Consider the following 21894-nt stretch of genomic DNA (forward strand, 5'->3'; position numbering starts at 1 on the left):
GGCTGCACGCCCGGGCGCTGGAGGTGCTGCGGACGGTGCGGTGATCAGCCCCTCGGTTCAGGCCCCGGTTCAGGCCCCGGTTCGGGCCCCGCTTCGGGTCGCGGTTCGGGTCGCGGTTCGGGGCCCGGTCCGAGTCCGAAGAGGGCGGCCGCGTTGTCGTGGCAGACCGCCCGCAGCCACTCCTCCCCCAGCCCCAGCCCGGCCAGCGCCTCCAGCTGGTGGACGTACCGGTAGGGGATGTTGGGGAAGTCGCTGCCGAGCAGGACGCGCTCCCGCAGCCCGCGCAGGCGCGGCAGTTCCGCGCGCGGGAACGGGACGTCGGCCTCGGCGAAGTCGGTGAACGCGATGGTGGTGTCCAGCCGGACGGCCGGGTGGCGCTCGGCCAGGTCGAGGAAGTCGCCGTACTCGGGCATCCCGAGGTGGGCGACCACCAGGACCAGGCCGGGGTGCCGTTCCAGCACCGCGCCGATCGGGCCGGGGCCGGTGAACTTGCCCGGCACCGGCCCGGACCCGCAGTGGGTGACCACCGGGGTGCCGGTCTCGGCGAGCAGCCCCCAGACCCCGTCCAGCAGCGGGTCCGCCGGGTCGTAGCCGCCGACCTGGAGGTGCGCCTTGAACACCCGGGCGCCGTCCTCGATCGCCCGGGCCACGTAGCCGGGCGCCCCGGGCTCGGGGAAGAAGGTCGCGGTGTGCAGGCACTCCGGGGTGCGGTCGGCGAAGTCGGCGGCCCAGCCGTTCAGCCAGCCGGCCATGCCGGGCTTGTGCGGGTAGAGCATGGACGTGAACGCCCGGACGCCGAAGTCCCGCAGCCGCCGGACCCGTTGCTCCTCGGCCTCGCGGTAGGTGATCGGCCACGGGCGGTTCACCAGCGGGCCGGCCGCGTCGAAGTACGCCCACACCTTGTCGAGGACGTTCTTCGGCATGAAGTGGGTGTGCACGTCGATCAGCCCCGGCAGGCCGAGGCCCTGCCAGAACGCCCGGACGCCCTCCGCCTCCCGGTCGCTCACGCGATCACCGGGCGGGCGCGGTCGATGATCGCCCCGGTGTCGACGCCGGACGGCAGGGTCCCGAAGGCCGCGCCGTGGTCGCCGCCGAGCCGGCTCGCGCAGAACGCGTCGGCGACCGCCGGGCTGCCGTACCGGACCAGCAGCGAGCCCTGGAGGGCCAGCGCCATCGACTCGACCAGCCGACGGGTGCGGTACTCCAGGTCCCCCGGGTCGGTCAGCTCCTTGCGCAGCGCGGCGACGGCCGCGTCCAGCCGGCGGTCCGCGCCGGCGGCGGCGTCGAGTTCACCGAGGAAGGCCTCGACGGTCTCCGGGCGCTTGGCCATGGCGCGCAGCGCGTCCAGGGCGGCGACGTTGCCGGAGCCCTCCCAGATCGACACCAGCGGCGCCTCCCGGTAGAGCCGGGGCATCCCGGACTCCTCCACGTAGCCGTTGCCGCCCAGGCACTCCAGCGCCTCGGCGGCGTGCGCCGGACCGCGCTTGCACACCCAGTACTTGGCCACCGCGAGGCCCAACCGCCGGACCAGCGCGTCGGTTTCGTCGCCGGCCAGGGCGCGGTCGGTGGCCCGGGCGAGCCGCATCGCGACGATCGTGGCCGCCTCGGACTCCACCACCAGGTCGGCGAGCACGTTGCGCATCAGCGGCTGGTCGACCAGCGCCTTGCCGAACGCCCGCCGGTGCAGGGCGTGGTGCACCGCCCGGGTGGCGCCGTAGCGCATGCCGGAGGCCGCGCCGACGGTGCAGTCCAGGCGGGTCATGTTGACCATCTCGATGATGGTCGGGACGCCCCGGCCCTCCTCGCCGACCAGCCAGCCGACCGCGCCGTCGTACTCCAACTCGGCGGAGGCGTTGGACTTGTTGCCGAGCTTGTCCTTGAGCCGCATCAGCTGCAGGCGGTTGCGGCCGCCGTCCGGCAGGACGCGCGGCAGCGCGAAGCAGCTGAGGCCGCCCGGGGCCTGGGCGAGGGTCAGGAAGAGGTCGGACATCGGCGCCGAGGTGAACCACTTGTGGCCGGTGAGCCGGTAGGTGCCGTCGGCGTGCGGGGTGGCGGTGGTGGTGTTGGTGCGGACGTCCGAGCCGCCCTGCTTCTCGGTCATCGACATGCCGGCGATCAGCCCGCGCTTGGTACGCGGCTCGCGCAGCCCGTAGTCGTACTCCCGGGCAGCCAGCAGCGGCTCCAACTCGGCGGCCAGGGCCGGGTTGGCGCGCAGGGCCGGGACGGCGGCGTAGGTCATCGAGATCGGGCAGGTGTGGCCGGCCTCGACCTGGCCCCAGACGAAGAACCGGGCGGCGCGGGCGGAGTGGGCGCCGGGGCGCTCGTCGCGCCAGGGGGCGGCGTGCAGGCCGTACCCGACGGCGGTGCGCATCAGCTCGTGCCAGGCCGGGTGGAACTCGACCTCGTCGATCCGGTGGCCGAAGCGGTCATGGGTGCGCAGCACCGGCGGGTTCTCGTTGGCCAGCCGGGCCCACTCGGCGGCCTGCTCGGAGCCGGCCAGCCGGCCCAGCTCGCGCAGCTCGGGCTCGGCCCAGCCGGCGTCGGCCCGCTGGAGGGCGGCGAGCAGGGTGGGGTCGGCGGCGGTGTCGTGTCCGTACGGCAGGGGCACCTGGTTGGTGACCTCATGCGTCGCTGTCATCGCGTCCTCCCAGGGCACGCAGGGTGAAGGAGACCAGGGCGGGGACCACCGTGGTCTTGTCGCTCTGTTCGGGCTCGGCGGCTCCGGTCCCGGCTGTTCCGGGTGTGGCCGCTCCGGGTGTGGCAGCTGCTCCGGACGCGACTGTTCCGGGTACGGCTGTTCCGGGTGCGGCGGCGAGCGGGCCGGCCAGGGCCTCGCCAACCGCGCCGACCAGGGCGGCGGCGGTCAGCACCGGGTCCTGCTCGGGCAGTTCGCCGCTCGCCACGGCGGCGGCGATCTCGGTGGCGATCACGTCCCGGAACGCCCGCCGGAACACCAGTCGCTCCTCGTCCACGACCGCGTCGGCCGGCTCGACCAGCAGCGCGTACGCCAGCCGGGGCGCGCGCAGGGCGCGGGCGGCGAAGGTCTCGACCACGGCGGCGATCCGCCGCCTCGGGGTGTCCTGGCGGGCGACGGCGGCGTTGACCGCGTCGATCTCGTGCGTGACCACCCGGCGGAACAGCTGCACCGACAGCTCGGCCTTGCCGCTGAAGTGCTGGTAGAGGCTGCCGGTGGCGATCCCGGCTCGGTCCGCCACGGCGGCCATCGTGCAGCCGCCGTAGCCGCGCTCGGCGAGCAGGCCGACCGCCGACTGGAGCACCGCTTCGCGCTGGGCGTCCAGGCGGGCTTGTACGGCGGGCGTGCGTCGGTAGGCCATGCAAGCATTGAAGCACTGATTCACTGCTTCGGGGAGGGGCTGGGGCGGCCCGACCTTCCCGCCGGCGGGGCGCGGGGGACGTGCGGGCGCGGGGGCGCGGGACGACGCGAGGAGGCCGCCCCGGGTTCCGGGACGGCCTCCTCCTCGTGCGTGGTGGTGCGACCTGCCTAGCGCGAGCGCGAGGGCTACAGCGGGCGGCGCTCCTGCTCCAGCCGCTGGCCCTCGACGTCCAGCGGGCCGAAGTCCGAGCCCGGCTGCGGCGTCTTGGCGAGCGAGCGGGCGGCGTTCGCGTCGCCCAGACCGGCCCACTCCAGCACCTTGGCGGTGGCCTCCGCTGACTGCGCGGCGGGCAGCTGCTCGATCTTCGAGCCGTGGTTGCCGCCGGGCACGGTGTAGACGTAGCTGTCCTCGCTGCCCCGGCCGAGGTGGAACGGCTTGGCACCCCACGGGTCGTTGCCGCCGTAGACGTACATGATCCGCTCACCCTCGCGCTTCACCCAGCGGTCGATGTCGGGCATCGCGTTCGGGTTGAAGACGGTCGGGATCTCCTTCGGCACGTAGCTGCGGACCGAGTAGAGCTCCTTGTAGTCGTAGTGCAGCACGTCCTTCAGGTGCGAGACGTCGAAGAACGGCGCACCCAGCTCGGTCGCGGCCTGGTAGTAGTACGCGGTGTACTTCGCCAGCGACTGGTCGCTGTTGCCGGTGATGCCGGACTGCGAGTCGAACCAGGCGTACAGCTCGTCGTCGGTCGCGGTCGCGGCGACCGGGACCTTGGCGCAGTCGGCCTCCAGGCTGTACTGCCAGAAGCCCCAGACCACGTCCAGCACCCCGGCCTCGTACGCGCGGTCCGGGGAGCCGAGGGTGTTGAAGGTGGAGCCGGACGCCTTGTTGTCGGCGACGTAGCGGGGCACCAGGCGGTCACGGCGCACCAGCAGCTCGCGCTGGGCCGCGTTCAGCCTCGCCCGGCACTCGGGGGTGCCGACGGTCCGGAAGAAGTCGCTGTACGCCTGGTAGTCGTTGACGTTCGTGTTGTTCGGCGCGACGTAGGCGATCGTGCCGGCCACGTCGTCCGGGTAGAAGCGGCGGAAGTAGGTGGAGGACATGCCGCCCTTGCTGGCGCCGGTGGACAGCCACTCCTCCTGGTAGATCCGCTTGAGCGCGGTCACCAGCCGGTGCGAGTCCGCGGCGCCCTGGCGGATGCCGGCCTTCGACCAGTCCGCTGGCTCCGGGCGGGAGGGGGTGAAGAACCGGTACTCGATGGACACCTGGTTGCCGTCCACCAGCCGGGTCGGCTCGGTGCGGGACGGGTTGGTTCCCAGCGTGTAGCCGTTGGTGTAGAAGACGGTCGGGCGGTCGTAGCCGCGGTGCAGCAGGCTGAAGCGCTGCTGGAAGGTGCCCAGCCAGGGCCGGAAGTGGTCGATCGGCTGGGTGTACGTGGCGACGAAGTAGCGGTGACCGGTGGTGGTCGGCTTCTCCTCGGTGATCGTCACGCCGGGGATCGCCGCCAGGCGGTCCTTGATGTCGGCGGTCGGGTCGTCGGCGGGGCTCCGGCCGTGGCGGGACCCCTTGCCCTGGTCACCCTGCGCCCCCTGGGCACCCTGCGCGCCCTGGCCGTCGGCGGCGGACGCCGGGCTCGCCAGGCCGCCGAGCGCGAGCAGCGGTATCAGCAGGGCGGAAGCCAGCAGCCTTCTCACGGTGGTGGTCATCAACTCTCCATCTGTTCAGCTGACATGATCGCCGCCCGCCGGTACGGCCGCGCGGCGCGGGTGGAGCGGATGGTGCGGGTGGAGCGCGGTGGAACTGGTGGAACTGGTGGAACTGGTGGAACGGGGTGGAGCGGTGGCCGACTGGTGGACGGCCGGGTGGAGCCGGGTGGAGCCGGGTGGAGCGGTGGCCGACCGATGGACGGCCGAATGGGCCACCCGCCGTTCGCGGATGGCCCATCGGGGGAAAAGTGCTGGTCAGCGCGGTTGCCCTGGTGGCTTACGGGCGGGGCAGGGTGCAGCCGGCGAGGGTGAGGTCGAAGCGGTTGCCGGCGGCGAAGCAGGCCGGGATCCCGTAGGTCTCCTGGGCGTAGCCGATGCCCGGACGGACCGTCACCGCGCCGTTCTGGTCCACCTCGCAGGGGTTGTCCAGGGTGCAGGTCTCGCCGCTCTCGTTGATCGTGTTGTTGACGGCGACCACCTGGCCGGTCGAGGCGTCGACCACCGGCGAGCCGGAGGTGCCGCCGATCACGTTGCAGGTGGAGGTGTAGCGGACCGAGTCCTTGAAGGTCCAGTCGGCTTCCTTCAGCCGGTAGGCGAAGCCGTCCACCGAGCAGGAGTAGATCTTCTTCCAGTAGCCGGAGACGACCTTGATCGAGGCGCCCTGGACCGGGTGGGTGGCGGCGATCGTCAACGGGGCTATGCCGTACCGGGACTGGATCGAGGCGTAGGTGGTGTTCAGCTGGTAGATCGACACGTCGGTGTCGGTCATCGCGCCGTAGACGATCTTGTTCGCGCGCAGCGTGGCGACACCGCTGCCGCTCCCGTTGAGCAGGGTGAAGGTCCGGCTGGAGGACCGGTTGAGGACCACCTCGCCCGGACCGGGCATGCCGGTCTCCAGGCAGTGGCCGTTGGAGAGTATGAGGGCCGGGTCGTTCGCGGTCGAGCCGGGCATCCGCACCAGCGAACCGGAGCAGTTGCTGAGGGCGACCGTCCCGGCGAAGTTGACGGCGGTGACGGGCTTGGCTGCGGACTTGTCGGCGGAGGCCGCGGCCTGGGCCGGAGCGGCTCCGCCGAGGGCGGTGGCCCCGGCGACCAGGAACGCGGCGACCGTGCCTATGAGCGGCTTGAGCGGCTTCTTCATGAGAGACCTCTCGGTGTGGGGGGATCCACTGGTGGGGGTGCACCAAAGCTGTCGCGGACATGACCCACTGTCAAGAGTCAAAGCAACACCAAGAACCGCCCAAGCCGCAATGACCGGTTATCGTCGCCACCCGGCCAACGCCCGGACGGTCAACCCGCCTGCCAGTGCTCCCGACCGAGACTGATCAGGCGCAGTTGGAGGCGCGCGGTGGCGGCGATCCGCCGCTCCCGGGCCGGGTCCGTCTCCAGCGCCTCCAGGAAGGCGGCGGCCGTGGAGACCATGTGGTCGACGTGCAGCTCGGCGAGCATCCGCAGGTCCTGCTCGCTCCACCCCCGCGACTGCGGCTGCAGCGCCAGGGCGGCTCCCACCTCGGCGGCGAAGCGGCCGAGTTCGGCGTCGATCGCCTCGCGCACCCGCCGCACCCCGCCGTGCCGCTCGCGCGCCAGGAAGCGGACGTGCGGCCGGTGTTCGCGGACGTGCCGCTCGATCACGTCCACCGCGCGGTCGATCAGCTCCTCGGCGTCGCCGGCCTCGGCGAGCACCGAACGGATCATGATGTGCAGGCTGGCCAGCGACTCCTCGACCAGCGCCACCCCGAGGGCGGCGAGGTCCGGGAAGTGCCGGTAGAAGGCGGCCGGGGAGAGCCCCGCCTCGCGGGTGACCTCGCGGACGCCCAGGCTCGCCAGGTTCTGATCGGCCAACAGGTGCAGCCCGGCATCCAGCAAGGCCCGCCGACTCTGCTGCTTCTGGGCCTGCCTGGCCCCAACGGTGTGACTCACGCCATTCAGTAAACATTCGTTTGCCGAACTTGGCCAGCCGAGCGTAGAGTGGGGCCGAAGTCAGTGAACACTTGTCAACCGAAATCGGCGCAGTCCCAGCCGCAGCCGAAGGAGTCAGCCGTGATCCTGCTCTCCGCCCTGGTCGCCATGGGCATCCTGATCGGCACCGCCGCCCACACCTCGCTCCCGGTCTTCCTCGCCGCTTCCGCCGGCATCACCGCCTGGCTGCTCGCCTTCGGCGCCCGCGAGGGCATCGCCCGCCTCCGGCACCGCTGACCCGGCCGCTCCGCGGACCGCACCCGCGGCCACTCTCCAGAGAGGACCCGCACCACCATGAGCACCGTCACCGACCGTGTCACCACCGGCCGCCTCGCCATCGGCCGCCAGAACATTGACCGCCCGGAGCGCCAGGCCCAGCAGACTGCTCGTCAGGCGACCGGCCGTCAGGGCACCGCCGAGGCCGACGGACTCGCTGTCGCCTCCTTCCTCCTCGGCCTGCCCGGCCTGCTGCTGTTCAACATCGTCCTCGGGCCGATCGCCATCACCCTGGCCACCCTGGCCCTGGTCCGCGGCACCAACCGGCGCGGCCGCGCCGTCCTCGGCCTGACCTTCGGCATCGCCTCGCTGGCGATCCTCGCCGTCACCACCGCCACCTCCCACGGGGTGCTCATCGACATCAGCTCCTGAACCGGCTCAACCCCAACTCCCCTTCCACTCCCACTTCCTGATCCCACCTCCCGTCCTCAGCCCGCCTTCCGCTCGGCTCCCGATCCACCGTCCCGGCCCTGACCCGCCGGTGAACCACCGGTGAATCGCCGGGCTGACCTCGGCTCCTGAACCGACGGTTCGAACGACTGATCCCGTCAACCCGCCCCACTCCCCCCGCCCGCCACGTAGGGTGGGCCCCATTGGCCGGGCGACCTCAGGGGGCAGGAGTGACTACGGAGAACCGCAGCGAGGCACAGCCGGAACGGACCACCCCGACGGGTGGACGGCTGCTCGCCGTGAGCGATCTGCACATCTCCTACCAGGAGAACCGCGACCTGGTGGAGAAGCTCCAGCCCTCCCACCCCGGGGACTGGCTGCTCGTCGCCGGTGACGTCGCCGAGATCACCACCAGCATCGAGTGGGCCCTCGGCCTGCTCGCCGAACGCTTCGCCCGCGTGGTGTGGGTGCCCGGCAACCACGAGCTGTGGACCCACCCCGAGGACCCGGTCCAGCTGCGCGGAGTGGCCCGCTACGAGCACCTGGTGGAACGCTGCCGCCGGCTCGGCGTGGTGACCCCCGAGGACCCGTACCCGGTCTGGGAGGGCCCCGGCGGACCCGTCCGCATCGCCCCGCTCTTCCTCCTCTACGACTACACCTTCCGCGCGCCGGGCACGACCACCAAGGAGGCCTCCCTGGCGGCCGCCTACGAGAGCGGCATCGTCTGCGCGGACGAGCGGATGCTCTACCCGGACCCGTTCCCGGACCGCGACTCCTGGTGCCGCGAGCGCGTCCGGCTGACCGAGAAGCGACTGGCGGCCTGCGACCCGGACATCCCGCTCGTCCTGGTCAACCACTACCCGTTGGTCCGTCAGCCCACCGAGATCCTCTGGTACCCCGAGTTCGCCCAGTGGTGCGGGACCGAGCTGACCGCCGACTGGCACACCCGGTTCAACACCGCGGCGATGATCTACGGCCACCTCCACATCCCGCGCCGAACCACCTACGACGGCGTCCCGTTCACGGAGGTCTCGCTCGGCTACCCGCGCGAGTGGCGCAAGCGCGGACTGCCGGACCCGCTGCTGCGGGAGGTCTTCCCGCAGCAGGCGGGCTGAGCCTCCGGCCCACCGTCACGCGGCCGGATTGCCGGCCCCCGGTGCCGCCGACACCGTGGACCTCCACGGCGTCGGCGACCCGGTCGTCGGCCACCCGGGCGGCGGCGCCCCGTACGACGCCCGGGGCGGTCACTTGGCGCCACCTCCTCCGGGGTCGCCCCGCGGCGGTTCGCTGAGCACGGCCCGCTTGGCGCGGTACTCCTCGGCGTCGATGTCGCCCTCGGCGTAGCGGCGGCCCAGGACGGCCAGCGGATGCTCCGCGACGGCCCCGGCTCCCGATCCGGGCCCGAACCCGGCCCTGGCGCCGTACCCGCAGCCGTGCCGCCGCCAGACCGTGCGGCGCAGGACCGCGATCACCAGGACCACCACGGCGATCCAGACCAGGGGGATCAGCAGGATCCACGGGCCCGGGCCGTGCCAGTCGGCCAGCTGGGTGTACATGGTGGTTCAACTCCTCGGTGGTGGGCTTCCAGCACCTCGGGCGGTCCCCGAGACACCTGAAGCGTCCCGCCGAAGACCCTCATCGCGCGTCCTACCAGCAGCGGCAGTTGGGATACTCCCGGGAGAGTACGAACCACCCGCGACGCTCCGGCCCGGGAGCAGCCCGCGCCCCGACCGCCTCCGCACTCAGCCCAGCCAGCCCGGCCGCACCAGCCCCGACTCGTAGGCCAGCACCACCAGTTGCGCCCGGTCCCGCACCCCGAGCTTCACCATCGCCCGGCTGACGTGCGTCTTCGCCGTCAGCGGGCTGACCACCAGCCGCCGGGCGATCTCCTCGTTGGACAGCCCCATCCCGACCAGCGCCAGCACCTCACGCTCCCGCTCGGTCAGCATCGAGATGTCCGAGAGCCCCTGCGGCACGGCCTCGGGCCGCTTCGACCGGGCGGCGAACTCGCCGATCAGCCGCCGGGTGACCCCCGGCGAGAGCAGCGCGTCCCCCGCGACGGCGACCCGGACCGCCCGCAGCAGGTCGGCCGGCTCGGTGTCCTTGACCAGGAAGCCCGCCGCCCCGGAGCGCAGCGCCTCGAAGACGTACTCGTCCAGCTCGAAGGTGGTCAGCACGACCACCCGCACGGAGGACAGCGCCGGGTCCTCGGCGATCCTCCTGGTCGCCTCCAGCCCGTCCATCCGCGGCATCCGGATGTCCATCAGCACGACGTCCGGCACGAGTTCGCGGGCGAGCCGGACCGCGGCCTCGCCGTCGTCCGCCTCGCCGACCACCGTGAGGTCGTCCTGGAGGTCCAGCAGGGCCCGGAAGCCCGCCCTGACCAGCAGTTGGTCATCCGCCAGCAGTACCCGAATCAATCGCTCTCCGCCTTCGGTGTCGGCAGCTCCGCCCGGACCCGGAAGCCGCCGTCGGGCAGCGGCCCCGCCGTGATGGTGCCACCGAACGCCGCCGCGCGTTCCCGCATCCCGACCAGCCCGCTGCCCGACCCGCCCGCGTCACCGGGCACCGCGGGCCCCGGGTCCTCCACCCGGACCACCAGCACGGCCCGGTCCGTCCAGTCCAGCACCACGACCGCCTGCCGGGCCGCCGAGTGCCGGACCACGTTGGTGAGCGCCTCCTGGACGATCCGGAAGGCGGTGAGGTCGACGGCGGCGGACAGCGCGCGCCGCTCGCCGCGCTCCTGCACCTCCGCCTCCAGGCCCACCCGGTCCGCCTGCTCGGTGAGTTCGTCCAGCCGGTCCAGCCCCGGGGCCGGCCCGCGCGGCGGCGCGCCGGGCCCGCGCAGCGTCGCGAGCACCTGGCGGACCTCGCCGAGCGCCTCCTTGCTGGTCGACTTGATGGTGACCAGCGCGCCGCGCGCCTCCTCCGGCCGCCGGTCGAGCAGCGCGAGCGCGACCCCGGCCTGGATGTTGATCAGCGACAGGCTGTGCGCCAGGATGTCGTGCAACTCCCGGGCCATCTTGAGCCGTTCCTCGTTGGCCCGGCGCTCCTCCAGCTGCTGCCGGTAGGCCCGGTGGGCGGCGATCCGCTCGCGCCGGAACCGGACCAGCTCGCCGCCCGCCATCACCAGCAGCAGCCAGGCCAGCAGCCCGAGCTCCTGCGGCCAGACGCTGCCGGACGGCGGGGCGGCGTGCTGCCAGCTCGCCGGCAGCACGAAGGCGCCCAGCAGGTGCACCAGGTAGACCCCGGCCGCGCCCGTCCAGGCCGCCCGGCGGTGCCCGGAGCCGATCGCCGCGCAGCAGGCGATCAGCCAGCTCACGAAGACCGGCCCGTACGGGTACCCGGCGGCCAGGTACCCGGCGGTGACCACCGAGGTGCCGGCCGCCACCGCGACCGGCCGGCGGCCGCGCAGCACCAGCAGGGCAGGCCCGAGCAGCAGCAGGAGGTAGCCGAGGGCGTCCAGCGGGACCCGCCCGTGCTGGCCGTGCGCGGCGACGGTCGAGCCGACCACCTGGATCGCCGCGACCGCCACCGCCGGCCCCAGGGCGTGGCCCACCGCGGCCGCGCGCGCCCACGGCGGGCGCGGCGGCTCGGACGGCTCCCCCGGCGGCTGCTCCGCCACGGGCGGCTCGGTCGGCGGGGAGGTGGGCGGCATCATGCCCACAAGCTAGACCCGCGCCGCGCCCCCACGCGTCCTCCAGCAGTGGCGTTCGGGCGTACTCCCCCTGGAGTACGCCCGAACCAGGCCCGCCGCGACCGGATCAGCCCTCGGCGGCAGCGGCGGCAGCCTTCGCCTCCGCCTCCTCGAAGGTCGCCGAGGCCTCCGGCCGCGCCAGCGTGACCACCAGCTCCCCGTCGCTGACCTCCGCGATCAGGGTGTCCCCCTCCCGCACCGAACCGTCCAGCAGCAGGTTGGAGATCCGGTTGTCCAGCTCCGACTGGATCGTCCGGCGCAGCGGCCGGGCCCCGAACTCCGGCTGGTAGCCCCGGTTGACCAGGTACTCCTTGGCCGCCTCGGTGACCTCCAGCCGGATGTCCTGGGCCCGCAGCCGCCGCCGGCTGCGCTCCAGCAGCAGGTCCACCACCGACAGCAGGTCCTTCCGGGTGAGCGCGTGGAAGACGATCACCTCGTCGATCCGGTTGAGGAACTCCGGCCGGAAGTGCTGCCGCAGGTCCCGCATCAGGTCGTCTCGGATCTCGTCTACGTTGCCCGCGTGGTCGAGGATCCGCTGCGAGCCGATGTTGCTGGTCATGATCACCACGGTGTTGCGGAAGTCGACCGTACGCCCCTGGGAGTCGGTCAGCCGCCCGTCGTCCAGCACCTGGAGCAGCAGGTTGAAGACGTCCGGGTGGGCCTTCTCCACCTCGTCGAAGAGCAGCACGCTGTACGGCTTGCGGCGCACCGCCTCGGTCAGCTGCCCGGCCTCCTCGTAGCCGACGTACCCGGGCGGGGAGCCGACCAGCCGGGAGACGGTGTGCTTCTCCTGGAACTCGCTCATGTCGAAGCGGATCATCCGGTCCGGGTCGCCGAACAGCAGTGCCGCCAGCGCCTTCGCCAGCTCGGTCTTGCCGACGCCGGTCGGCCCGAGGAAGAGGAAGGAGCCGGTCGGGCGCTCCGGGTCGCCCATCCCGGCCCGGCCGCGGCGCACCGCCTGGGAGACGGCGGTGACCGCCTCGTCCTGGCCGATCACCTTCTGGTGCAGGTGGTCCTCCAGCTTGAGCAGCCGCTCCTTCTCCGTCGCGTTCAGCTCCGCGACCGGGATGCCGGTCCGGGAGGAGAGCACCTGCGCGATGTCGTCGGCCGTCACGTCGACGACCTCCTCGCGGGACTCGGCGACCGCCGCCAGCTCGTCCTCGGTCTGCCGCAGCTCGGTCTTCAGGTTGGCGGCCCGGACGAACTCCTCGTCCGCGACGGCCTCGTCCAGCTCCCGCTTCAGCTTGGTGATCCGGTCCCGCACCCCGGTCGCCTCGGTGGAGCCGCTCAGGCTGCGCAGCCGGACCCGCGCACCCGCCTGGTCCAGCAGGTCGATCGCCTTGTCGGGCAGGAAGCGGTCGCTGACGTACCGGTCGGAGAGCGTCGCCGCGGCGTCCAGCGCCTCGTCGGTGAACCGCACCTGGTGGTGCGCCTCGTACGCGTCGCGCAGCCCCTGGAGGATCTCGATCGTCTCCTCGACGCTCGGCTCGGGCACCAGCACCGGCTGGAAGCGGCGCTCCAGCGCGGCGTCCTTCTCCACGTGCTTGCGGTACTCGTCCAGGGTGGTCGCGCCGACCACGCTCAACTCACCGCGCGCGAGCGCCGGTTTGAGGATGTTGCCGGCGTCCATCGACCCCTCGCCGCCACCGCCCGCGCCGACCACGGTGTGCAGCTCGTCCAGGAACAGGATCACGCTCTTCTCGGCCGCGGTGACCTCGTCGATCACGTTCTTCAGCCGCTCCTCGAACTCGCCCCGGTACTTGGAGCCGGCCACCAGCGCGGTCAGGTCGAGGGTGACCACCCGCTTCTCCCTGAGGCTCTGCGGCACGTCCCCGGAGACGATCCGCTGGGCCAGGCCCTCGACGATCGCGGTCTTGCCGACGCCCGGCTCACCGATCAGCACCGGGTTGTTCTTGGTCCGCCGGGAGAGGATCTCGACGGTCTGCTCGATCTCCTCGGCCCGGCCCACCACCGGGTCCAGCCGGCCCGAGCGCGCCTCCTCGGTGAGGTCGCGCCCGTACTCGTCCAGCGTCGGCGTCTCGCTCGGGTGGGCGCCCGTACTGCTGCGCTCCCCGCCGGTGCCGCGCCCCTCCAGCACCGACTTCAGCGCCTCCTGCGAGGGCGCCGCGTTGCGCAGCGCCACCCCGGCGCCCGAGCGCTCCTGGTCGAGCAGCGCGCCGAGGATGTGCTCCGGGCCGATGTACGAGGCCCCGGCCTCCTGCGAGCGGGCGTGCGCGGCGAGCAGCGCGCGCTTGGCCGAGGGGGTGAGCGCCGGCCGGCCGTCCACCGTGTCGGGGTTGCCGGACGGCAGGGCGTGCTCCAGGTCGCCGGAGAGCCGGTCCGGGTCGATGCCGGCCCGTTCCAGCATCCGGCGCGAGGGGTCCACCCGGGTGGCCGCCCAGGCCAGGTGCGCGGTGTCGAGGTCGCTGGAGCCGTCCTCGGCCGCCCGCTGCGCGGCCAGCGCGAGCAGCTCCTGCGAGGACTCGCTGAGCAGCCGCCCGATCGGCACCCGCTGCACGGCGGGCGGGGAGGCCATCGGGCTCATCCCGAAGAACCGGCTGAGCAGGTCGGAGAACGGATCGTTCGATCCGAACGGGGGCATGGTCACGGCAAGTCACCTCTCCCAAGCGGTTTGCAGCCACACAAACACAGGGCGGACCGGCCCGCCCGTCGAGCCGACCGGGGCCGTCACCCGGCGTGCCCGGGCCCCGCCGCCACGGTCCGGTGGTCCGCCCGTCCGCCCGTCCGCCCGTCCGCTCGTACGGCCGGGGGTTCGCGGTCACCCGGTGACCTGGTCCAGCAGCACGCCACCGCTGTACGTCACCGCCATCGCCAGCAACCCGCCCACGACGTTGCGCAGGACCGCCCGGGCCGGACCGGCACCCCCCAGCCGGGCGCTCGCCCAGCCCGACAGGGTCAGCGCGGCCACCACCGCCACCACCGTCACCACCAGCCGCCACGACTCCGGCGGCAGCAGCACCGCCAGCAGCGGCACCAGCGCGCCCAGCGTGAACGCCGCCGCGCTGGCCAGTGCCGCCTCCCAGGGGTTGGTCAACACGTCGGGGTCGATGCCGAGTTCGGTCTGCGCGTGGGCGGCCAGCGCGTCCCGCTCGGTCAGCGCCGTCGCCACCTCCCGGGCCAGGCCGTCCGCCAGCCCGCTGCCCCGGTAGTAGTCGGTCAGCTCGTCGAGCTCCCCCTCCGGGTCCTCCGCGAGCTCCCGCCGCTCCCGCGCCAACGCGGCCCGCTCGGTGTCCCGTTGGGTGCTGACCGAGACGTACTCGCCGGCCGCCATCGACATCGCCCCGGCCAGCAGCCCGGCCACCCCGGCCGCGAGCAGCGCCGTCCGGGAGCCCGCCGCACCCGCCACGCCGGTCAGGATGCCCGCCGTCGACACCACGCCGTCGTTGGCCCCCAGCACGGCCGCGCGCAGCCAGTTCAGGCGCGAGGACAGCTCCGCCCGCGACCCCCCGGCCTGCGCCCCGACCTGCTCCCCGACCTGCTCAGCCATCCGCCCACCGCTCCCAGGGGTCCGACCGGTCCCCCCGATCCTCGCCCGGCGCCCCCGGCCCCGCCACCCGCCGCCGAGCACGACCCGCCGGCCCGAGCCCCCTCAGCCCGTACACCGCCCGCCGGCCCGAGCCCCCTCAGCCCGAGCACCGCCCGCCGACCCGAGCCCCCTCAGCCCAGCACCCCGTCAGCCCGACACCCCCCGCCCGTCCAGCACCGCCGCCAGCGCCCGCCGCAGGTCCTCCGGCCCCCGGTAGCGCACCCCGGTCATGCCCAGCGCCACCGCCGCGTCCACGTTCTCCTGGCGGTCGTCGACGAACAGGCACCGCTCGGGCGCCGCCCCGGCCCGCTCGGCGGCGATCTCGTAGATCCGCCGGTCCGGCTTGGCGCTGCCCACCCGGGAGCTGTTCACCACCTCGTCCGCCAGGTCCGTCAGCCCCAGCAGCGCCAGGTCCTCGTCCAGCCACGCCGTCGCGTTGGTCACCAGCACCACCCGGCAGTGCTCCCGGGCCCGCCGCAGCAGCCCCACCACCGCCTCGTCCGCCCGGAACGGCGAATCCGCGAACGCCTGCGCCAGGGCGCGCGCCTGTGCGTCCGTCACCCGGCCGGCCAGGCCCCGCGCGATCGAGTCCACCCACTGCGCCTTCCCGATCCGCCCAAGCAGCAGCGGGAGGTCGTTCTCCGGCGCGAACCCGACCTCCGCCGTGCTCCCCTCCGCCAGTCCCGCCGCCCGCTCCAGCGCGGCCACCCGGCTCCCGTCGAAGAACCGGATCACGCCGTCCACATCGCACAGCACCGCGTCGAACGCCACCTCAGCCACCTCAGCCACCTCAGCCATCCCACCTCCCTATCACCCGGGATCACCGGCCCCCGTAGCGGGTGCGGCACGAGGACCGGGCGACGGTCCTGGTCCGTTACCGGCCAGAAGGGGCGGAATCGGCCCGTCGGGCGGACCCGGGGGCCAAAACGGCACATTCCCGGCTGGCGTTCGAATAACAACCTCGACGTTCGATTGCAATGTTCGAAATGTGACAAGCCGCCCTACCGCCCTGGCCAGCGGCGACGCCGAATGTCACACACCGGAGTCGTCCGGCGACGGGCCGCAATCGAACGCCGATAAAAAACGAAGATTCACCCGTTGGAGTGACCCAGCTGGACATGCACCGTTCCGGAAAGGGAAAGTCTCGATGTCCTCAACAAGGGCCATTGGGGGGCTCCTATGGTGGAATCTCGCTCGAATCAGAAGACGATCGAGCAAAAAAGCGGAGTCGGATCGCTGCTCGGCGCTCAGAAGCCGAGTCGCTCCGCAACTCCCGGGGTCGGAAAACCGTGCGACGGCGGAATGCCGGCGGACACGTTCGACCCCGAGCTGTTCCGGGAGAATTCCGAGACGGTACTGAACCGGCTCGAAAGCCATCTGGCCGATTCCTCGATCAGAGGGCTCGAACTCATCGACCCCGAAACGCTGACGCTGGCCGCCAGGGCCCTGATGACCTCCGAGCGCGAGAAGATCGCGGCCTTCGACGAGAAGCGGCTGGACGCGATCACCGACCTGTACATCAGGACGGGGATCCAGGTCCACTCGCCGGGGTACATGGGCCGGCAGTTCTCGGGCGTGGTGCCGCTGGGCGGGGTCGTCGACTTCGTCAGCTCGGTGGTCAACCAGCCGTCCTCGTTCTACGAGGCGGGCCAGCTGCCCAGCGTGGCGGAGCGCATCATGGCCGAGGAGCTGAACCGTTTCATCGGGTGGGAACCGGACTCCTTCGCCATGGTGACCACCTCGGGCGGGTCGCTGGCCAATCTGACCGCGCTGCTGGCGGCCAGGAACAAGATGTTCCCCGGCTTCTGGTCGGACGGCAGTCCGTCGGGGGACGGCCTGCCCCGCCCGGCCATCGCGGTCGGCGCGGACGTGCACTACAGCGTCTCGCGGGCGGCCGGGATCCTGGGGATCGGCGAGTCGCAGATCGTCCGCCTGCCGATCAACGCGGAGCAGCAGATCTGCCTGGAGCAGGTGCGGCCCGCCCTGGCGGCGGCCGAGCAGCGGGGGCTGAAGGTGTTCGCCCTGGTCGCCTCGGCCGGCACCACCTCGGTCGGCGCCTTCGACCCGCTCGACGGACTCGCCGACATCGCCCGGGAAGCCGGCATCTGGCTGCACGTGGACGGCGCCCACGGCGCCAGCCTGCTGGTCTCCGACCGGCTCCGGCACAAGCTGCGGGGCATCGAGAAGGTCGACTCGGTGGCCTGGGACGCGCACAAGATGATGTTCGTCCCGGCGCCCTGCACGCTGCTGTTCTACCGGAACAAGGAGGACAGCCTCGGGGCCTTCCAGCAGCGCGCCAGCTACGTCTTCGACGAGGAGCCGGACCGCTACACCGAGCTCGACAGCGGAGCCCGGAACTTCGAGTGCACCAAGCGGCCCATGATCATGCCGCTGTGGACCCTCTGGTCCGTCTACGGCCCGGCCCTGTTCGCCGAGAAGATCGAGTACCTCTGCGACCTGACCGGGGAAATCCACCGGATTCTCCTGGACGAACCGGATTTCGAGACGCTGCACCGCCCGGAGGCCAACATCCTGTGCTTCCGCTACCGACCGGCAGAACTTCCGGACGACGGCGTGCACCGCCTCCAGGTGGCGATCAGGAACCGGATCAAAATCCGGGGGAATTTCTTCATCTCCAAGGTGAACATCGACGGGGTCGCCGCCCTGCGCGTGGTGATGATGAACCACCAGATCACCGCCGAACACTTCCGGATGCTGCTCGGCGAGATCAGGCGGGTCGGTACCGACCTCCTGGCCGACGCCCGCTGAGGGCCGCCGAAGAACCGTGCCCGAACAATCCCTGCCGAACGAACGACGGCACATGAACACGTGAACAACAGAAGGACGGGGAATTGACGATGAGTGCAGTGAGTGTCGCGCCCGACCGGCCGGCGGCACCCGGCGGCATCGACGAACTGGCGAGCTGGCTGATCCCCGAGTGGGAGCTGAATCCGGAGTCGGTCGACGCGGTGGAGAAGCTCCCCTCGTTCGCGAGCAAGCTCCGCGAGTGCGAGCGGGTCTGTCAGGCGCCGTACAGCGAGGTGTCGCACGAGCTCCAGGACGCCCTGGTGCTGCGCCGCCTGCAGCAGATGGTCAACACGGTGCGGCTCAACCCGCTCTGGCGCAGCCGCCTGTCGGGCGCCGGCGTCGACGCCGCCCCGCAGACGTACGAGGACTGGCAGCGGATCCCGCTGTCGGACAAGGAGACCCAGCGCGAGTTCTTCATGGGTTCGCGCCCGGGCATGGTGGTGCCGCTGGCGCGCGGCGGCTTCGAGATCGTGGCCAGCGGCGGCACCAGCGGCGGGAAGCCCCTGGAGTCGGTGTACTCGCTGCGGGAGCTGCGGGACACCTACGAGGTGGCCGGCCGCTTCATGGGCGCCTACCAGCTCGCCAGGTACCTGCCCGGCACCGACCCCAAGTGGCTGTACACCACGCTGGCGGACTACCAGATGTGGAGCAGCGGCACCATGGTGGGCGGGGTGCTGGCCCAGGTGCCGGGGGTCAACTACATCGGCGCGGGGCCGGTCACCGCCCCGGTGCTGGAGCACATGTTCTCCTACCCCGGCCCGAAGGCGCTGATGGGGATCACCGCGGGCATCGCGATCCTCAGCGAGCTCGGCGCGGGCATGAGCCAGGAGGCCAAGGAGAGCTTCCGGGTGGCGCTGTACGGGAGCGGGGTGCTGCCGCAGCGCAAGCGGGCGGAGCTCAAGGCGATGTACCCGAACCTGTCGATCCTCAGCTACTTCGCCGCCACCCAGGCCGAGACCATCGGGCTGCAGCTGACGGAGGAGTCCCCCTGCCTGGCGGCCGTGCCCGGGCTGCACCTGGTGGAGATCGTCGACGAGAAGGGCCGCTGGGTCGCCGAGGGCGAGGAGGGCGAGCTGGTCGTCACCCGGCTGCACGGGCACGAGGCCCCGCTGCTGCGGCTGAAGCTGGGCGACCGGATGATCCGCCGCCCGCGGCTGGACGGGCCCGGGCTGAAGACCGGCCAGTTCGAGTTCGCCGGCCGCACCGGGGACATCCTGCACCTGAACGACAGCCAGTACTCGGCCCCGCGCGCGTACGAGGCGCTGCGGGACGACCTGCTCAAGGCCACCGCGATGGACCTGGACGTGGTGGCCCACGAGATCCAGTTCGTGAACCACCGCGAGGGCAAGACGATCACGCTGCTGGCCTCGGTCGACGACGTCGCCGGTCTGACGTACCGGATGGACGCCGCGCTCGGCCCGTACGGGGTCCAGCACGTCTTCGTCAACGCGCTGCCCCGCTCGCTCTCGCTGTTCAACCAGGGCGAGGCGAACCCCGCCTCGATCGAGAAGACCGGTTACCGGTTCCTGGTCAAGTTCGTGCCCCGGGCGTCCACGGAGATCGAGCGGACGTCGGTCGGCAAGGTGCCGCTGGTGCGCGACCGGGGCTGACCGGGACTGACCAAGCCGGCGGGGCGGTACGACCGCCGCTCCGGAACGTTGGTTCGAGGAATGGAGTGAGGATGAAACCGCAAGTGAACATCGCCGTCGTGGTGGACGTGATCGGCGCGCTCTCGGACAAGTCGCTGCTCAACGGCAACCTCTGCCTGATCGACGACGGGTCGTTCGACAGCAAGAACCAGGGGACGCCCGACCTGGTCACCGTGGTGGTCCCCGGCCAGGTGGTCCAGTGGTCCGCCCTGGCGGTGGACCTGCAGACGCCCGTCGAGATCCGGAGCATCAGCTTCGTGCCGGCGGACGGGACCGCGGGCGCGGACGCGTACGGCGTCGACCCCGCCGCTCCGGCCGGCTCCGCGGTCGAGGGCGTGGACGCCGGTGCGGCGGACGGCGTGGACGGCGCCGCGCCCGCCGACCACCGGGTGGCGGCCGGCCAGCTGGACCTCAACGTCTGGTCCGGCGTGGTCCCGCCGTACCTGGTGCCCGGGGTGCCGTACCGGTACCGGCTGGAGCTCCAGATGTACGAGGGCGAGCACAGCGTGCTGCACATCGACTCGCCCGCACTGATGTGCCTGTAGGCGGAACACCGACAAGGAGGGTGGGCGCATGGCCCAACAACTGGCGATCATCGTGCTCGTGGACGTCGGCAACGCGCTGGAGTCCCGGACGCTGACCGGCAACACCTATCTGTTCGACAACATGAAGCTTCACGGCTCCCTGAACCAGGGCACCGGCGAGCTGGTCACCGCGATCAACGGCAGCTACTGGAGCGACGGCTCGCAGGCCGGCGAGCAGGTGCTCAACTGGCTGCCGTACAGCCTCGGTTCGATCCCCCCGACGGTGCCCCGCGGCTACCACACCACCCGGGCGCGGGCGGCCGAGAAGGAGGCGCTGGCGGAGCTCGCGAACCTGAGCGAGAAGGCCGGGGTCGCGAACGGCGACACCGAGGCCGCGCTCACCCGGATCCGGCAGACCGTCGGCACCAGGGTCAACGGCGCCTCGCGCACCGCGGCCCTCTCCGGGCAGCGGGTCCTGGACGTCACCGGCCGGGTGGTCTCCGACCACGGCCAGGACACCCACAGCTACCCGGCGCCGGTGATCACCGACATCTTCGGCGAGGCGGTGGACGAGAAGATCATCTACCCGGCCGAGTACGGCTCCCCGGACCTGGTCACCGACGGCTGGTACTGGTCGGCGACGATCGACACCTCCCGGCCCGGCACGTACAGCTACAAGATGCGGATCCAGCTCCACGAGCTGATCCAGCGGGCGGGCGAGTGGACCTGGGAGCCGGTCAACCTCACCTGCGAGTCGAAGCTCCGGATCACCGCGGAGCCCAAGCGGAACGGCTTCACCGGGGCGGGCGTGGGCTACCTGCCGATCGCCCCGGCCGCCTTCGGCTGAACCGCTGTCCCAGGAAGTCCCCGTAAGGACGAGGAGGAGTAGATGACCACCAAGCCACGGCTGAAGACCACGCCGAAGCGCCCGATCTCGATCACCGCGGTGGTGGACTGCGTGGGCATGCTGGCGTCCCAGAGCACCCACGGCCACCTGTACCTGTACGACACCAACAAGGCCGGCGGGTCCGCCGACTTCGGCACCGAGGAGCTGCGGACCAAGGTCAAGGCCGGCGACCAGCTGCTCTGGAACGTGCTGGCGCTCGAGTGCGAGGCCTACGTGGCCATCGACGGGATCGAGATCGACCACGAGGTGTGCGAGCCGGTCCGGAAGGTGTACCCGGGCACCGACGTCGCCTACTGGACCGGGACGGTGAAGAAGGACGCCGCGTCCCCCGTGCCGTACCGGATCCGGTTCCGGCTGGGCACCCAGGCCGAGCCGATCACCACCACCGTGTCGCCCGTCCTGGTCGGCCGGGCCACCTGACCGCTCCGCGCAACGGACGGCTCCGGGCGGGTGGACCGCCCGGAGCGGCGCGCTCGAAGGAGGAACCTTGACAACCACGGCAAGCAGCGCCACCGAGGGGAAGCAGAACCCCGGGCAGCTGAACTCGGTCCAGCTCAACGTCGTCACGCTCGTGAACATGGAGCGGGCCACGGCCAACCGCTCGCTGGGCGACGCGATGTACATGATGGACAACAGCGTCGGCGGGTCCGGCCAGGGCACCCGGCAGCTGGAGACGGTCTGCAAGCAGGGCCAGGTGATCAACTGGATCATCCGCCCGCTCGACATGGAGCGGCGGCTGGACGGCACCTGGCCGCCCATGCCCAAGATCAACAACATCGTGGTCCTCGACACCGAACTGGGTGACGAGGAGGACGTGGCCGAGCGGAAGCTCTTCACCGAGCTCAAGATCTACGGCATGCCCGACCGCATGCGCTCCCCGCTGACCCCGGTCTACTACTACTGGGCCGGCACCGTGCTCAGCACCGCCAAGCCCGGCCTGTACCGCTACCGGCTGGTCGTCGAGCTGGAGCAGGAGGGCACCAAGGAGAAGCTCTACCTCAACACGGTCGACCACCCCGCCCTGCGGGTCCTCGAGGTCTGACCCGGCCCCGGCGCCGACACCACGAGAGCCCGGTGCCCCCGACCATCCCGGTCG

General features: G+C 72.1%; 21 protein-coding genes. 9 read left to right on the forward strand and 12 right to left on the reverse strand.

From position 1 onward, the window contains the following. Window positions 1-44: 44 nt before the first annotated feature. The 6 genes from ACFU7Z_RS13840 to ACFU7Z_RS13865 form a co-directional block, all read right to left on the reverse strand. Window positions 45-1007 (reverse strand): amidohydrolase family protein, encoded by a 963-nt coding sequence (locus ACFU7Z_RS13840; RefSeq protein WP_380777647.1) that lies wholly within the window; start codon window positions 1005-1007, stop codon window positions 45-47. Beyond that, complete coding sequence (locus tag ACFU7Z_RS13845; RefSeq protein ID WP_074000798.1) at window positions 1004-2638, reverse strand: acyl-CoA dehydrogenase family protein; 1635 nt, start codon at window positions 2636-2638, stop codon at window positions 1004-1006. The genes ACFU7Z_RS13840 and ACFU7Z_RS13845 overlap by 4 nt, the downstream gene beginning before the upstream one ends. Further along, on the reverse strand, window positions 2622-3335 hold the full coding sequence (locus tag ACFU7Z_RS13850) for a TetR/AcrR family transcriptional regulator (protein WP_380777648.1): 714 nt from the start codon (window positions 3333-3335) through the stop codon (window positions 2622-2624). Before ACFU7Z_RS13850 ends, ACFU7Z_RS13845 begins: the two co-directional genes overlap by 17 nt. 185 nt (window positions 3336-3520) lie before the next feature. Then, a complete protein-coding gene (locus ACFU7Z_RS13855; RefSeq protein WP_053112204.1) occupies window positions 3521-5041 on the reverse strand; it encodes a S28 family serine protease in 1521 nt (506 codons plus the stop codon). A gap of 277 nt (window positions 5042-5318) precedes the next feature. After that, the gene (locus ACFU7Z_RS13860) at window positions 5319-6182 is read right to left on the reverse strand and encodes a serine protease (RefSeq protein WP_380777649.1); all 864 of its coding nucleotides are present in this window, start codon (window positions 6180-6182) and stop codon (window positions 5319-5321) included. A gap of 149 nt (window positions 6183-6331) precedes the next feature. After that, entirely contained in the window at window positions 6332-6961 is a 630-nt protein-coding gene (locus ACFU7Z_RS13865) for a TetR family transcriptional regulator (protein WP_380777650.1), read from the reverse strand. A gap of 120 nt (window positions 6962-7081) precedes the next feature. Between ACFU7Z_RS13865 and ACFU7Z_RS13870 the strand changes: the two genes are divergently transcribed. From ACFU7Z_RS13870 to ACFU7Z_RS13880, 3 genes are all read left to right on the forward strand, one after another. Then, complete coding sequence (locus ACFU7Z_RS13870; protein WP_158077657.1) at window positions 7082-7237, forward strand: hypothetical protein; 156 nt, start codon at window positions 7082-7084, stop codon at window positions 7235-7237. 57 nt (window positions 7238-7294) lie between these two features. Next, the gene (locus ACFU7Z_RS13875) at window positions 7295-7648 is read left to right on the forward strand and encodes a DUF4190 domain-containing protein (protein ID WP_380777651.1); all 354 of its coding nucleotides are present in this window, start codon (window positions 7295-7297) and stop codon (window positions 7646-7648) included. A 248-nt stretch (window positions 7649-7896) separates the two neighbouring features. Further along, entirely contained in the window at window positions 7897-8781 is an 885-nt protein-coding gene (locus tag ACFU7Z_RS13880) for a metallophosphoesterase (RefSeq protein WP_049654506.1), read from the forward strand. A 129-nt stretch (window positions 8782-8910) separates the two neighbouring features. Here ACFU7Z_RS13880 and ACFU7Z_RS13885 read toward each other — a convergent pair whose 3' ends face one another. From ACFU7Z_RS13885 to ACFU7Z_RS13910, 6 genes are all read right to left on the reverse strand, one after another. Next, entirely contained in the window at window positions 8911-9222 is a 312-nt protein-coding gene (locus ACFU7Z_RS13885) for an SHOCT domain-containing protein (RefSeq protein WP_117487545.1), read from the reverse strand. 186 nt (window positions 9223-9408) lie between these two features. Further along, window positions 9409-10086: a response regulator gene (locus ACFU7Z_RS13890; protein WP_380742244.1), complete on the reverse strand. Its 678-nt coding sequence runs from the start codon at window positions 10084-10086 to the stop codon at window positions 9409-9411. Further along, a complete protein-coding gene (locus ACFU7Z_RS13895) occupies window positions 10083-11327 on the reverse strand; it encodes a sensor histidine kinase (RefSeq protein ID WP_380777652.1) in 1245 nt (414 codons plus the stop codon). The genes ACFU7Z_RS13890 and ACFU7Z_RS13895 overlap by 4 nt, the downstream gene beginning before the upstream one ends. A 103-nt stretch (window positions 11328-11430) precedes the next feature. Then, complete coding sequence (locus ACFU7Z_RS13900) at window positions 11431-13965, reverse strand: ATP-dependent Clp protease ATP-binding subunit (RefSeq protein WP_380777656.1); 2535 nt, start codon at window positions 13963-13965, stop codon at window positions 11431-11433. A 177-nt stretch (window positions 13966-14142) separates the two neighbouring features. Continuing rightward, entirely contained in the window at window positions 14143-14871 is a 729-nt protein-coding gene (locus ACFU7Z_RS13905; protein ID WP_074000789.1) for a VIT family protein, read from the reverse strand. Between the two features lie 186 nt (window positions 14872-15057). Further along, the gene (locus ACFU7Z_RS13910; RefSeq protein WP_380777653.1) at window positions 15058-15708 is read right to left on the reverse strand and encodes an HAD family hydrolase; all 651 of its coding nucleotides are present in this window, start codon (window positions 15706-15708) and stop codon (window positions 15058-15060) included. 504 nt (window positions 15709-16212) lie between these two features. Between ACFU7Z_RS13910 and ACFU7Z_RS13915 the strand changes: the two genes are divergently transcribed. From ACFU7Z_RS13915 to ACFU7Z_RS13940, 6 genes are all read left to right on the forward strand, one after another. Beyond that, on the forward strand, window positions 16213-17679 hold the full coding sequence (locus ACFU7Z_RS13915; protein ID WP_074000787.1) for a pyridoxal-dependent decarboxylase: 1467 nt from the start codon (window positions 16213-16215) through the stop codon (window positions 17677-17679). Between the two features lie 89 nt (window positions 17680-17768). Continuing rightward, a complete protein-coding gene (locus ACFU7Z_RS13920) occupies window positions 17769-19328 on the forward strand; it encodes a hypothetical protein (RefSeq protein ID WP_380777654.1) in 1560 nt (519 codons plus the stop codon). Window positions 19329-19399: 71 nt separating this feature from the next. Continuing rightward, window positions 19400-19912: a hypothetical protein gene (locus tag ACFU7Z_RS13925; protein ID WP_380777655.1), complete on the forward strand. Its 513-nt coding sequence runs from the start codon at window positions 19400-19402 to the stop codon at window positions 19910-19912. A gap of 28 nt (window positions 19913-19940) precedes the next feature. After that, the gene (locus ACFU7Z_RS13930; RefSeq protein WP_074000784.1) at window positions 19941-20738 is read left to right on the forward strand and encodes a hypothetical protein; all 798 of its coding nucleotides are present in this window, start codon (window positions 19941-19943) and stop codon (window positions 20736-20738) included. 42 nt (window positions 20739-20780) lie between these two features. Then, window positions 20781-21218: a hypothetical protein gene (locus ACFU7Z_RS13935; RefSeq protein ID WP_074000783.1), complete on the forward strand. Its 438-nt coding sequence runs from the start codon at window positions 20781-20783 to the stop codon at window positions 21216-21218. 67 nt (window positions 21219-21285) lie between these two features. Then, window positions 21286-21840: a hypothetical protein gene (locus tag ACFU7Z_RS13940; protein ID WP_049654908.1), complete on the forward strand. Its 555-nt coding sequence runs from the start codon at window positions 21286-21288 to the stop codon at window positions 21838-21840. Window positions 21841-21894: the final 54 nt, after the last annotated feature.

The organism is Kitasatospora sp. NPDC057518 (assembly GCF_042802075.1).
GTDB lineage: Bacteria > Actinomycetota > Actinomycetes > Streptomycetales > Streptomycetaceae > Kitasatospora.